The sequence below is a fragment of the Candidatus Accumulibacter sp. ACC007 genome, from assembly GCF_907163205.1.
GTDB lineage: Bacteria > Pseudomonadota > Gammaproteobacteria > Burkholderiales > Rhodocyclaceae > Accumulibacter > Accumulibacter regalis.
In genome coordinates this window covers 938,053-951,060 of record NZ_CAJQUD010000001.1, presented here as the reverse complement: position 1 = coordinate 951,060, position 13,008 = coordinate 938,053, and the positions used below count along the sequence as shown (strand labels likewise).

Here is a 13,008-nt window from a genome sequence, read left to right as displayed (position 1 = left end):
AACCAGGAGACTGCAATGGAAAAAGTAGCTTCGATAACGGTGTTCGATGGAAAGACCGAGCGGGTGATATCACTGGTTCAGGGCGACCTCACCGAACTGGGACCCAACGAGGCCGTCGATCTTCTCCTGACCTCCGCCTTCCCCAACGACTATACCCCGACAGCCACATCCCTGATCGGCGCCTTGCAGCGAAGCGGTCTGTCGGTGGCCGAGCTGGCGCGAGACAAAGCCGTTGACCTGCGGCACACATCCGGCTTCTGGCTCTCCCACGAACTCGCCGATCGCTTCACGTGGCGCGGCGCGCGTCGCCTCGCTGTCTTCGAGCCCCGCGACCTCGGCAGCCCGCCCGAAGCGGTGGGAGCGCTCTTTCGCGGCCTCTTCCCTTTCCTGTCGGATCGAGAGGATCAACGCGTCGCGATGCCCATTCTCAGCTCGGGCGACCAACGCTGGTCTCCGCTGGTAATGATGGAGTCCCTCCTCGGCGCATCGATCCAATGGATGCGCCGTGGCTTGCCCATCTCCGAGCTAATGATCTTCGAGCGCAATTCGGGTCGCATCCCGTTGTTGAAGGCGTTGATGGACCAGCTCGGCCAGGGCGACGACGGCTCGGCGACGCCACGCGCCGCGCTCAGCGTCCCGCCTCCGCGTGCGCAAGACTACGACGTGTTTCTGAGCTTCAGCAGCCACAACGCAAACGCTGCTGACGCGTTCAAGAACGAACTCGCGGCAATCGACCCCGCAAGAACCGTGTTCGACTTTCGCCTCGCGATTCAGAAAGGCAAGTCGTACCAGGACGAAATCGATCGCGCCATCGAGAGTTGCCGGAGAGTTGTGTCCATTCTCAGTCCGGCCTACTTCGCATCGCCTGAATGCCAGGAGGAGCTGAATATTGCCCGGCTACGCAACAAGCGCTCTGGCTTCGGTCTACTCATCCCGCTCTACTGGAGGAGCATCAGTCCCGGCCTTCCCCTGTGGCTGCAGACACTGAATCAATGCGTCTGCGTCGAGGAACGCCTCGATCAGCTGCCGGTTGCTGCACAGGACGTTCACGCGAGTTTGTAGAATCGCCGAGGGCACACCCGGCGCGCGCAGAAGACAAGCGTGAGCGTCAGCAGTCCGCGGTCGGTGGTTCCTGCTGGTGTTGGCGTCCGCCCCGCTCCAGCCGCTCCTGCGCCATCTGTTCCTCCAGTTGCTGGCGTCCCTCCTTGACCACGGCAATCATCCGGGCGCGGTCCTCGTGGTGGGGATGCATGCGTTCAAACAGCTCCAGGTTGTGGGCACGAAAACGTGTCGTCGTCAGCAGGGCGTCAGCCGCCGTAAGGCCGAGCAACTCGAGCACGCCACGCGCACTGCACAGGCTCGATTCGAACAGCTCGCGCTGGACACGCGTCACCTGATGGTCACGCAAGCGGTGCCAGTGGGTCACGTCACGTGCGCGGGCAACGATTTCCAGGTTCGGGAAATGCTCGCGCACCAGGTCGACGATCTTCAGCGACTGGTAGACGTCGTCGACCGCCAGCACCAGCACCCGCGCGCGGGCTGCCCCTGCCGTACGCAGCAGGTCGAGCCGCCCGGCGTCGCCGTAGAAGACCCGGTAGCCGAAGCTGCGCGCGGCCTCGACCATCTCCGCGTCGTGGTCGAGAATCGTGCAGGCGATCCCCTCGGCGAGCATCACGCGGGTGACGATCTGCCCGTAACGGCCAAAACCCGCAATCAGGATCGGCGCGTCCTGGGCTTCCGAGATCTCTTCAAGAGCAACTTTCCGTCGGCTGGCGTAACGCGGCAGAAGCCATTTGTCGACGGCCACCAGCAGCAGCGGCGAGACGAGCATCGATACGGCCACCGCGCCAATCAGCAGAGAGCCCGTTGCGGGCGTAAAAACGCGCGCGCCGACAGCCGCCTGGAAGACGACGAAAGCGAATTCTCCGCCTTGCGCGAGAAGCAGCGTGAACACGGGCCGATCCTGGAACGACACTCCCATCTGCCAGGCGAGGGTGTAGATGACCCCGGCCTTGAGGGCCAAAAAAGAGACGACAATGGCGGCCATCTGCAGTGGCGAGGCGATCAATACGGCGAAGTCGATGCTCATCCCGACGGCGATGAAGAACAGTCCCAGGAGCAGGCCCTTGAACGGTTCGATGTCGGTTTCCAGTGCCCGCCGGTATTCGCTCTCGGCGAGCAGCACGCCGGCCAGAAAGGCTCCCAGGGCCATCGACAATCCCACCTGGTGCATCAGGCCGGCAATGCCGACGACCAGCAACAGCGACGCCGCGGTAAAAATTTCGGGCGTCCGCGAGCGCGCAATCCAGCGCAGCAGGGGGCGCAGCAGCAAGCGCCCGCCAAGCACGATGGCGGCGATCACGCCGACGATCCGAGCCGCTTCCAGCCAGTGGTTGACGTGCATTTCGCCCACATCGCCAACGACGCCGGTGGCCAGCAATGGCAGCAGCGCCAGGATCGGGATCGCCGCGACGTCCTGGAAGAGCAGAATGGCAAAGACCGAGCGACCGCTGGAGGTCGGCATCAGATTACGTTCGCCCATCACCTGCAGGGCAATCGCCGTGCTCGAGAGCGCCAGCCCCAGCGCGGCCACCAGTGCGATACGCCAGGGCACCCCACTGAGCATGGCCAGCGCGGCGAGCACCGCGGCGCAGCCAAGAACCTGCGCGCCGCCCCAGGCGAAGATCGGCCGCCGCATGCTCCACAAGCGTTTGGGGTCGAGTTCCAGACCGACCAGGAAAAGCATCAGCACGACGCCGAACTCGGCGAAATGGAGGATGTCCTCGACGTTCGTGACCAGGGCCAGGCCCCAGGGCCCGATGGCCATCCCCGCCGCCAGATAGCCGATGATCGCGCCGAGGCCCAGCGCCTTGCTCAGCGGCACGGCGATCACCGCAGCGCTGAGGTAGATGAAGCTATTGACCAGCCAGGCCGGTGCGTTTTCCATGGTCTCGGATACTCAGGAGATGATCGAAGGTGTTGGCGAGCCTCGTAGAAGGCGCATGCGGCACAGATGATGCCATTGACTGCCAAAAATTACAGGCGGCGCAGGCGCGCAATGCGAGCAAAAAGCCTTTCCCGGGACTGCGAGGCCGGAACCGAGACGTCGACGCGCGACCCTGACCCGGGGCCAACCCCTTTTAATGGTACAAGGGACCCCGTATGCTGCGTGCTTGAGAATCGAAAGCTGCCGACGGCGACAGTCGCGATGCTGTCCCCGATCGGAGACTGATCGGAAGCTGCCGGGAATCAAGGAGACCGGTAATGACAAGGCTAGAGCGCCTGCTCGTCCCTCAGCTGTTATTTCTGTCGCCGCTTCCCGCCTGGGCCTCGGCAGCGGAGGGAGGGCGCCTCGACCTGACCTCCCACTGGGTCGGTTTCACCGCCCTGGTCCTGTTTGGTTTGGCTTACGCACTGGTGATGGCGGAAGAATTCACGCATCTGCGCAAGTCCAAACCCGTGATCCTTGCCGCCGGCCTTATCTGGGCGCTGATCGCCATCGTTTATGCCGACCACGGCATAAACCATGTTGCCGAAGTGGCGGTACGGCATAATCTGCTCGAATACGCCGAGCTGATGCTCTTCCTGCTCGTCGCCATGACCTACATCAACGCCATGAGCGAGCGCAATGTGTTCGGTGCCCTGCGCTCGTGGCTGATCAAGAAGCGCTACGGGCTGCGCACACTCTTCTGGATAACCGGCGCGCTGGCATTCTTCATCTCCCCCGTCGCCGACAACCTGACCACGGCGCTGCTGATGTGTGCGGTGGTGATGGCGGTCGGCGGCGAGAATACCAAGTTCGTCCTGGTCGCCTGCATCAGTATTGTGGTGGCGGCAAACGCCGGTGGCACCTTCAGCCCGTTTGGCGACATCACGACCCTGATGGTCTGGCAGAAAGAGATCGAGACGCCGCAGGGCGTGGTCGGGTTCGGCGCCTTCTTTGCCCTGTTCATTCCCGCTCTGGTTAACTGGCTGCTGCCGGCGGCCATCATGTCGGTCACCGTCCCGAACGCACAACCCCACGGTGGCGGTCAGGCAGTGGTGATGAAACGCGGCGCCAGGCGCATCATCGCGCTTTTCCTGCTGACCATCGTAACCGCCGTCAGCTACCACACCTTCCTGCATTTGCCACCGGTCGTCGGCATGCTCACCGGCCTGGCCTATCTGCAGTTCTTTGGCTACTTCCTGAAGAAGACCGTGCACCTCGAGCACGGCATGACCCGGGCTCAATTCCTCACCGAAATGCGAAACGACGAACAGTTTGGCAGCCTGCCGGCATTCGACGTGTTCAACAAGATTGCCCGGGCCGAGTGGGATACCCTGCTCTTCTTCTACGGCGTGGTGCTCTGCGTGGGCGGCCTTGGCTTCATCGGCTACCTGGCGATGGCCTCCAAGGTGATGTATGTCGATTGGGGTGCGACCAACGCCAATATCGCGATCGGCCTCCTGTCAGCGGTGGTCGACAACATTCCGGTGATGTTCGCGGTGCTGACCATGTTGCCGGACATGTCGACGGGGCAATGGCTGCTGGTCACGCTCACCGCGGGGGTGGGTGGCTCCCTGCTGTCCATCGGTTCGGCCGCGGGGGTGGCTCTGATGGGGCAGGCACGCGGCAAGTACACCTTTTTCGGCCACCTCAAATGGGCGCCGGTCATCGCGCTCGGCTACGCAGCCAGCATCGCCACGCACATGTGGATCAACAGCGCGCTGTTCTAGTGTGCTGGTGCGTTCTTGATGAGACTTTCCTCCACCGCTGACAGCAGCGCGGAAACCGTGGGGTGGCTGGAGTTCGCCCCGTCCATGCCGCTCCCCGCGTCGCCAAGTCCGGGCAACCGCTCCCCAGCCACCGTCATGGCGAGGAGGCGTCGCCGATGCGGCAATCCACTTCCATTCTCTGACTACTGGTTCCTGGTGCGCCACATCAGCCAGACGAATCGCGCACCTGCCGCGGCGACCCTCGGCTAGCGCCGCGACCTCCGCCATCCTACCCCAGCCACCCCACTACCCCACTACCCGGATTCGCCAAAATCGTTTATATTGCAGCGCAGCAAACGTGCCTGAAGGCCAATGGCCAGCGCAGCGCGCGTAGCCACCATCCGCCCGGCGTTGCGTATCCCTGCGGCCATGGCTACCATGCGCAAGCCAGACGAAATGTCCCGCAGTTCTTTGCCCCTCTTTCCATTTCCCCCAACACCCGGCGCGAAGCAGCCGCCAGTTCTGGCGCTAGCGCAGCCGAGTGTTGAAGCCTGTCACCGAGCCGCCGCGGCGGCAAATACCAGGACCCCTCCATGAAGCCAGACAATCCACACTTTTTCAGCCGAATCGGCATTGCCATCGCCAGCTTTTTCAAGATCATCGGCAATAGCGAGTTTGCCGGCGGCGTCCAGGCGCTGCGGCTCGCCGAGCGACACGGCAGGACGGCCGACGACGCGGCCGCCGCGGCGAAGCCTGCGGCCCCGCTCCTCAAGGAAGCGCCCCCCGACGGCGCGCTGCAGCTTCTCGGTCTTTTGCAGCGCGAGGCCCGGTTCATCGATTTCATTCAGGAGGACGTCGCCGCCTATCCCGATGCCGACGTCGGCGCGGCTGCGCGCCTGGTCCACGAAGGCTGCCGCAAGGTGCTCAGCGACAACTTCAGCATCGACCCGGTACGCGACGAAGACGAAGGCAGCGCGATCACCCTGCCGGAAGGCTTCGACGCCGCGGCGATTCGTATCACCGGCAACGTCGTCGGTGAGCCGCCCTTCAACGGCCACATCACCCACCGCGGCTGGCGGGTCATCGAAACACGCCTGCCCAAACTGGCCGGCAGCCACGATCTGCACATCGTCGCTCCGGCGGAGGTTGAACTATGAGCGAAGCAAAGTTCTCCATCGGTATCGATCTCGGTACCACCCATTGTGCGTTGTCGTACGTCGACATCGCCAACAGCGACGGCGAGCAGGTCGTGCAGGAAATATTGCCGATCCCGCAATTGACGGCGCCCGGTTCGGTCCAGTCGCCCGGGCTGCTGCCGTCGTTCATCTACCTGCCCCATGCCAGCGAACTGGCACCCGGCGACCTGAGTCTGCCGTGGACCGCCGAGCTGGACTACGCGGTCGGTGAAATGGCGCGCAGCCGCGGTGCGGCAACGCCGATCCGGCTGGTGTCGAGCGCCAAGAGCTGGCTCTGCCACGCCGGCGTCGACCGCCGCGCGGATATCCTGCCGCACGACGCGCCGCCGGAAGTGGCACGCCTGTCGCCGCTCGAAGCCTCCCTGCGCTACCTCACGCATTTGCGCGCGGCCTGGGATCAGGCCCATCCCGAGGCGCCCTTCGTCGACCAGGAAATCGTCGTCACCATCCCCGCTTCCTTCGATCCGGCGGCACGCGAGCTGAGTGCCGAAGCGGCCAGGACGGCAGGCTGCGAACACATGATCCTGCTCGAGGAGCCACAGGCGGCGCTGTACAGCTGGATTCAGAAAAGTGGCGGAAACTGGCGCAAGCAGGTACAGCCGGGCGAGATCATTCTCGTCGCCGACGTCGGTGGCGGGACCAGCGACTTCTCGCTGATCGCGGTTCTCGAACGCGACGGCGTTCTCGAACTGCACCGGGTCGCGGTCGGCGAGCACATCCTGCTCGGTGGCGACAACATGGACCTGGCGCTGGCCTTCGCCGTGGCCAGCAAGCTCGGCGCGCAGGGGATCAAGACCGACGCCTGGCAACTACGCGCGCTGACCCATGCCTGCCGCGCGGCCAAGGAAGCGCTGCTCAACGACGCGTCGCTCGGCGAAGTGCCGTTGGTCATCGCCAGCCGCGGCGCCAAGTTGATCGGAGGCTCGCTGCGCAGCGAACTGACGCGCGCCGAACTCACCGCCACCCTGCTCGAAGGCTTTTTCCCGGACGCCGAAATCGGTGACCGTCCGCAGGTACGCGGTCGCGCCGGCCTGACCCAGCTAGGCCTGCCCTACGCACACGACGCGGCGATCACCCGTCACCTGGCCGCTTTCCTGGCGCGCCAGGTCGCCGCGACGGCCGACCTTGAGGGCTTCACCGGCGCCCTGCCGGAAGGCGCCACTTTCCTTCATCCGACGGCGGTGCTGTTCAACGGCGGCGTCTTCAAGTCGGAACTGCTCGCCGAGCGCACGCTGGCGACGATCAACTCCTGGCTCGCCGCCGAGGGCGCGCCACCGGCCCGCCCGCTGGAAGGGGCCGACCTCGACCTGGCGGTCGCCCGTGGCGGCGCCTATTACGGCTACGTTCGTCGTGGCCAGGGTGTGCGCATCCGTGGCGGTACGGCGCGTTCGTACTATGTGGCGATCGAATCGGTGATGCCCGCCGTGCCCGGCATGCTGCCGCCGGTGCAGGCGCTGTGCCTGGCGCCGTTCGGCATGGAAGAAGGCAGCGACGCCGCGCTTCCCGAGCAGGAGTTCGGGCTGGTCGTCGGCGAAGCGGTACGCTTCCGCTTCTTTGGCTCGTCGGTTCGCCGCCAGGACCAGGTCGGCACCCTGCTCGACGACTGGGAGCCCGATGAATTGCAGGAACTCGCCGAAATCCAGACCACCTTGCCCGCCGAAGGTCGCGCCAACGGCGAAGTGGTGCGCGTCAGACTGCACGCGCGGGTCACCGAGGCCGGCACACTCGAACTCGAAGCGCTGCCGCACGATGGTCCGCAGCGCTGGAAAGTCGAGTTCGATGCGCGCGACGCACGCGACGCGCGCGACGCCGGCGGCAGTGCAGTGAACGCAGCAGGCTGAATGCCGTGAAGCAGCAATACATCGTCGGCATCGACCTTGGCACGAGCAATACCGTCGTCGCCTACGCCGCGCCCGGAGAGCAGCTGGTCCAGCTCTTCGAGATCGAGCAACTGGTCGGCGCCGGCGAGGTTGCCGCCCGGCCGCTGCTCCCTTCGGTGCGCTTCCATCCGGCGGCCGGTGAACTCAGCCCGGGCGACCTGCAACTGCCGTGGCCTGCCGCCGAGAAGAGCGGCAGCGTTGGCGGCCAAGGCGAAGATACAGAAAATGCCGGCGCCGGCGCTGAACTTGCCCTCACCGGACGCTTCGCGCTTGAACTCGGCGCGCAGGTTCCCGGTCGTCTGGTGACCAGCGCCAAGAGCTGGCTGTCGCATGCCTCGGTCGACCGCATGGCGGCCATCCTGCCCTGGGGTGCCGAAGAAGGCGTCGCCAGGGTCTCGCCGGTCGCCGCCAGCGCCAGCTATCTGGCACATGTCCGCGCCGCCTGGGGGCATCGCTTTGCGCAGGCGCCACTGGAACAGCAGCAGGTCATCCTGACGGTTCCCGCGTCATTCGACGAAGGCGCGCGGGCGCTGACGCTGGAAGCCGCGCGCCAGGCCGGACTGCCCAGGCTGCGCCTGCTCGAGGAACCGCAGGCAGCGTTCTACGACTGGCTTTTCCGCCATCAGCAGACGCTCGACGCCGAACTCGCTGGAACGCGGCTGCTGATGGTCTGCGACATCGGCGGCGGCACCACCGACCTGACGCTGATCCAGGTGACGTTCAAGGACGGCGTGCCGGAACTGACGCGCATAGGTGTCGGCGACCACCTGATGCTCGGTGGCGACAACATGGATCTGGCGCTGGCGCACCTGGTCGAATCACGTCTGCCGGAGAGCGGCGGCAAGAAGCTCTCGGCAGCGCGTTTTTCGCAGCTCACCGCGCGTTGCCGGGCGGCCAAGGAGCAACTGCTGGCTGCTGGCGCACCCGAATCGGTCTTGCTGACGCTGCTCGGCGGTGGCGCCAGGCTGATCGGCGGCGCACGCAGCATCGAATTGCACCGCGACGAAGTGCTGAACATGATCGTCGACGGCTTCATGCCACGCGTCGCCGCGGATCAGCCGGTGCTCCAGCGGCGTTCCGGGCTGGTCGAATTCGGCCTGCCCTACCCGGCCGACGCGGGGATCACCCGCCATGTCGCCGCCTTTCTCCGCCGGCACAGGGAGGCTGCGCGCCGGGCACTTGGCGAACAGGGCGAGCGGCTTGAACCGCCAGCGGCGCAGCCAGACGGCAACGAACAGCCGCTGCCAGGTGAGCAGCGCCTGCCGGTGCCCGATAGCGTGCTCTTCAATGGCGGCGTGTTTCGTGCAGGGGCGCTTAGCGAACGTCTGCAGGCCACGCTCGCCGACTGGCGCGGAGCGCCGCTGCGCCTGCTGCACAACGAAAACCCCGACGTCGCTGTCGCCCGTGGCGCCGTCGCCTACGCCCTGGTCCGCCAGGGACACGGACAGCGCATCGGTGGCGGTTCGGCACGCAGCTACTTCCTCGTCCTCGAAGATGGCAGCAGGCAGCGACAGGGCATCTGTATCCTGCCGCGCGGCAGCGAGGAAGGGCACGAAATCCGCCTCCCGGAACGGACCTTCAGCCTGCGTCTGGGCCAGCCGGTGCGCTTCTACCTCGCCTCTTCGGTCGCCGACACGGGCTATCAGCCGGGCCAGATTGCGTTCCTCGACAATGAAGATTTCGTCCGCCTGCCGCCAATCGCCACCGTTGTCCAGCCGCAGGCCGGCAGCAGCCAGCGCGAAGTACGCGTCGAGCTGATCACCGGCATCACAGAGGTCGGCAGCCTGGAACTGCACTGCGTCAGCATCGACAACCCGGCCCGCCGCTGGCTGCTCGAATTTCAGTTGCGTGGCGACGGGGAAGCGACGACGGCGTCGTCGGAAGTCCTGCCGCCGCGCTTCGCAGACGCGGTGAAATCGATCGAGAACATCTTCGGCGGCCGCTCGCAGGCGGTCGACAGCAAGGAAGTCCGCCGCCTGCGCGGCCATCTCGAACACCTGCTCGGCAAGCGCGACGACTGGGAAATGCCGCTGCTGCGCGCCCTCTTCGACGCCCTGCTGCAACGCGCCCGACGTCGGCGCCGCTCGCCCGAACACGAGCGTCTGTGGCTCAACCTAGCCGGCTACTGCCTACGGCCGGGCTTTGGCGACGCCATCGACGACTGGCGGATCGAGCAGCTGAGTGCCCTCTTGCCGCAGGGTATTCAATACGTGAATGAGAGCCAGAACTGGTCCGAGTGGTGGACGCTCTGGCGACGCGCTGCCGGTGGCTTGCCGGCAGACACGCAGGAGGTTCTGCTCGCGGAACTCCTCCCGCCGTTGCAAAGCGAGGCCGGCAAAGCGCGCAACCGCCAGCCGGCGCCGATCAGCGGCAGCCACGACGACATGCTGCGCCTGGTCGCCTCGCTCGAACGGCTGCCCGTCGAGCGCAAGATCGAGATCGGCGACTGGCTGCTCGACAGGCTTTCCCGGGCCTCGGAAAAGCCACTGGGCTGGTGGGCTCTCGGCCGCATCGGTGCGCGCCAGCCGTTTTACGGCAGCACCCACCAGGTGGTCGCCGCCGCCGACGCCTGCCGCTGGCTCGAAGGCCTGCTCGCCGTGGACTGGAAAAAAATCGAACCGGCGGCCTTTGCGGCCACCCAGCTCGCCCGCCTGACCGGCGATCGATCGCGCGACCTGCCCGATGAGGTGCGCGAGGAAGTCGTTGCGCGGTTGAGTGCGATCGGCGCCAGCAGCCACTGGATCGAGCAGCTCAGGACCGTCGTCGAACTCGACAAGGCTGACGAACGCTGCGCTTTCGGCGAGTCGCTGCCGGCCGGATTGCGCCTGGTAAACGACGACTGCCGGACGCCACAGGCGCCCGCCGCGGCGGCCGCCGGGAGCTGATTGGCGCCCGTCGCGCAGCCGATAGATTGCCGGCATTCGCGGCTCATCGGCAACAGACTGATATAATGCCAATAAGCTAGGCTGCTTGGCCATAAGCTTGCTGGATTGGCAGTCAACAGCCGTTTTCTGGATAATGCTGCTGGATAGGCTGCATGAGCAGTAGTGGCAATAGGCGGCGAAGCGCGGCAACCGCGGTTGCGCAGGGGGAGAAACTTCTTTCTGGTTTGGTGAACTGCCGGCGACCCGCCTTCCGAGTACCCTTGCCCTACGGCAATGATGTGGCGACTTTCAAGGAGTGAGCAATGCGCACGCAAAGAGGACCTGACCGACGCCAGAAGCAAGTGCAGCGGCCATCCGGTTCGCCTGAACGCCGCTGTGGTAGCGACCGTCGCAGGCTCCAGTTCTCTGACCAGTCGATCGTCGAAATGGAAGCGCGTCTGGCGGCACTCGGGCAGCGCAAGAAAACCGACGGCGACGACGAGGGATCAGGCTGGGACAAACTGATCATCCCCATCGATTAGCGTCGCCGCGCCCAGCTCCGTTCCGCCCCCGGCGCCAGCGGCATCTTGCCGGACGACGGCGTGGTTTCTCATCGGGCAGCGCGCCGGGTCGCTTCCAGAACGCGCAGCAGCGAGGCGGTATCGGAAGCACCCCCGCCCATGGCCATCAGTGCGTTGAGTTGCTGCCACACCTGTGCAGCGAGCGGCAGGGGGACACCGAGACGATGCGCCTCAGTCATCAGGATGCCGTAATCCTTGTGATGCAGGCGCGCCTCGACACCGGCGGTGAAATCCCGATCGACCATCCGGCCCCCCATGATTTCAAGTACACGGCTGGCGGCCGAGCCACCCGCCAGTGCCTGCCGCACCTTGACCGGATCGGCGCCGGCCGTGGCACTGAAGTGCAAGGCCTCGGCGACCGCCTGAATCGCCCCGACCATGATCATCTGATTGCACGCCTTGGCGACCTGCCCGGCACCGTTGTCGCCAACATGGACGATCGTCTTGCCGAGCAGCGCCAGCAGCGGACGTGCGCGCTCGAACACCGCTGCCTTGCCACCGACCATGATCGCCAGGCTTGCAGCGACGGCGGCCTGGCCACCGCCGGAAACCGGCGCGTCGAGCATGTCGATGCCGCGCGCGTCCAGGCGCCGGGCAAGCGAGCGCGCCATCTCCGGCGCAATGGTACTCATGTCGACCAGCAGCGACGCCGCGGCGGGCCCCTCGACCAGGCCATCCAGCCCCAGTGTCACGCGCTCGACGTCGGCACCCGCAGTGAGCATCGTAAACACCACTTCGCTGCGTTGCCCGACGGCGGCCGGCGTCGCGCAGCCGACGGCACCGGCGGCCAGCAGCGGCGCCAGCGTCTCCGGTCGGCGCGCCCAGAGCGCCAGCCGATGGCCGCCACGCAGCAGGTTCAGCGCCATTGGCCGGCCCATCACGCCAAGGCCGATGAAACCGATGTGCATCAGTCTTCGCCACCCGACAGGCGCTCGAGCAGCTTGAGAATGGCGATCGAATCCTCCTCGCCCAGTCCCGACCCGACCATCGCGTTGTACATCTGCGCCGTCACCGCCGCCACCGGCAGGCACATGCCCAGTTCGTGTGCGCTTTGCATGACGATGTTCATGTCCTTCTGGTGCATCCACGACTTGAAGCCCGGCTTGAAGTTGCGGTCGAGCATGCGCTGGCCATGGTTCTCGAGAATCTTCGAATAGGCGAAGCCGCCGAGCAGCGCCTCGCGCACCTTGGCCGGGTCGACACCGCTGCGGGCTGCGAAATTGAGCGCCTCGGCAACGGTCAGCACGCCGGCGCCGGTGACGATCTGGTTGGCTGCCTTGGCCACCTGGCCGGCACCCGAATCGCCGACATGGACGATATTCCTGCCCATGCACTCGAAAGCCGGTCGCGCCGTTTCGAAAGCGGCAACGCTACCGCCGACCATGATCGACAGGCTGCCGGCAATGGCGCCGACTTCGCCACCAGAAACCGGCGCATCGAGGAAGTCGACGCCCTGTTCGCGCAGCCGCACGCCGATGTCGCGCGCCGCTGCCGGCCGGATGGTGCTCATGTCGACCGCCACCAGCCCTGCCCGGCCGGCGCTGGCCACGCCGTTCTCGCCAAGCATCACCTGCTCGACGTCGGGGGCGTCGGCGACGATCGAGATCGCCAGATCGACCGCGCCGGCGACGCCGACAGGACTGTCGGCGCCGCTCGCCCCGGCTTCGAGCAAGGGCTGCATCGACTCGGCGCGGCGCGCCCAGACGGTCAGTTCGTGCCCGGCGCGCAGCAGGTTCAGCGCCATCGGGCGCCCCATGATGCCCAGACCGATGAATCCGATTTTCATTGTTCT

Annotated in this window: 9 protein-coding genes; 6 read left to right on the top strand and 3 right to left on the bottom strand. The window is 65.9% G+C overall.

Annotated features, from left to right (window positions below):
• Nucleotides 1-15 precede the first annotated feature (15 nt).
• A complete protein-coding gene (locus QZ634_RS04065) occupies nt 16-1,062 on the top strand; it encodes a toll/interleukin-1 receptor domain-containing protein (protein ID WP_291985797.1) in 1,047 nt (348 codons plus the stop codon).
• 46 nt (nt 1,063-1,108) lie between these two features.
• Here QZ634_RS04065 and kefC read toward each other — a convergent pair whose 3' ends face one another.
• Nucleotides 1,109-2,947, bottom strand: coding sequence for a glutathione-regulated potassium-efflux system protein KefC (gene kefC, locus QZ634_RS04060; protein ID WP_291985795.1), 1,839 nt, complete (start codon nt 2,945-2,947; stop codon nt 1,109-1,111).
• 317 nt (nt 2,948-3,264) lie between these two features.
• On the opposite strand from kefC, the gene nhaD reads away from it, so the two are divergent.
• The 5 genes from nhaD (at nt 3,265) to QZ634_RS04035 (ending at nt 11,177) form a co-directional block, all read left to right on the top strand.
• The gene (gene nhaD / locus QZ634_RS04055) at nt 3,265-4,716 is read left to right on the top strand and encodes a sodium:proton antiporter NhaD (RefSeq protein WP_291985793.1); all 1,452 of its coding nucleotides are present in this window, start codon (nt 3,265-3,267) and stop codon (nt 4,714-4,716) included.
• 572 nt (nt 4,717-5,288) lie between these two features.
• Nucleotides 5,289-5,852 (top strand): DUF2760 domain-containing protein, encoded by a 564-nt coding sequence (locus tag QZ634_RS04050; protein WP_291985791.1) that lies wholly within the window; start codon nt 5,289-5,291, stop codon nt 5,850-5,852.
• Nucleotides 5,849-7,732: an Hsp70 family protein gene (locus tag QZ634_RS04045; RefSeq protein ID WP_291985789.1), complete on the top strand. Its 1,884-nt coding sequence runs from the start codon at nt 5,849-5,851 to the stop codon at nt 7,730-7,732. The genes QZ634_RS04050 and QZ634_RS04045 overlap by 4 nt, the downstream gene beginning before the upstream one ends.
• 5 nt (nt 7,733-7,737) lie before the next feature.
• Nucleotides 7,738-10,656: an Hsp70 family protein gene (locus QZ634_RS04040; protein ID WP_291985787.1), complete on the top strand. Its 2,919-nt coding sequence runs from the start codon at nt 7,738-7,740 to the stop codon at nt 10,654-10,656.
• Nucleotides 10,657-10,958: 302 nt separating this feature from the next.
• Nucleotides 10,959-11,177 (top strand): hypothetical protein, encoded by a 219-nt coding sequence (locus tag QZ634_RS04035; RefSeq protein ID WP_291985785.1) that lies wholly within the window; start codon nt 10,959-10,961, stop codon nt 11,175-11,177.
• 68 nt (nt 11,178-11,245) lie between these two features.
• On the opposite strand, the gene QZ634_RS04030 is transcribed toward QZ634_RS04035, so the two are convergent.
• Both QZ634_RS04030 and QZ634_RS04025 read right to left on the bottom strand, forming a co-directional pair.
• The gene (locus QZ634_RS04030; RefSeq protein WP_291985783.1) at nt 11,246-12,124 is read right to left on the bottom strand and encodes an NAD(P)-binding domain-containing protein; all 879 of its coding nucleotides are present in this window, start codon (nt 12,122-12,124) and stop codon (nt 11,246-11,248) included.
• Nucleotides 12,124-13,002, bottom strand: a complete 879-nt coding sequence (locus QZ634_RS04025) for an NAD(P)-dependent oxidoreductase (protein WP_291985781.1) — start codon at nt 13,000-13,002, stop codon at nt 12,124-12,126. The genes QZ634_RS04030 and QZ634_RS04025 overlap by 1 nt, the downstream gene beginning before the upstream one ends.
• Nucleotides 13,003-13,008 lie beyond the last annotated feature (6 nt).

What these genes read in the sequence shown, in the direction of transcription:
- QZ634_RS04025 (WP_291985781.1), bottom strand. Translation starts at nt 13,002, where the DNA reads ATGAAAATCGGATTCATCGGTCTGGGCATCATGGGGCGCCCGATGGCG.
- QZ634_RS04045 (WP_291985789.1), top strand. Translation starts at nt 5,849, where the DNA reads ATGAGCGAAGCAAAGTTCTCCATCGGTATCGATCTCGGTACCACCCAT.
- QZ634_RS04065 (WP_291985797.1), top strand. Translation starts at nt 16, where the DNA reads ATGGAAAAAGTAGCTTCGATAACGGTGTTCGATGGAAAGACCGAGCGG.
- QZ634_RS04050 (WP_291985791.1), top strand. Translation starts at nt 5,289, where the DNA reads ATGAAGCCAGACAATCCACACTTTTTCAGCCGAATCGGCATTGCCATC.
- QZ634_RS04030 (WP_291985783.1), bottom strand. Translation starts at nt 12,124, where the DNA reads ATGCACATCGGTTTCATCGGCCTTGGCGTGATGGGCCGGCCAATGGCG.
- kefC (WP_291985795.1), bottom strand. Translation starts at nt 2,947, where the DNA reads ATGGAAAACGCACCGGCCTGGCTGGTCAATAGCTTCATCTACCTCAGC.
- QZ634_RS04035 (WP_291985785.1), top strand. Translation starts at nt 10,959, where the DNA reads ATGCGCACGCAAAGAGGACCTGACCGACGCCAGAAGCAAGTGCAGCGG.
- nhaD (WP_291985793.1), top strand. Translation starts at nt 3,265, where the DNA reads ATGACAAGGCTAGAGCGCCTGCTCGTCCCTCAGCTGTTATTTCTGTCG.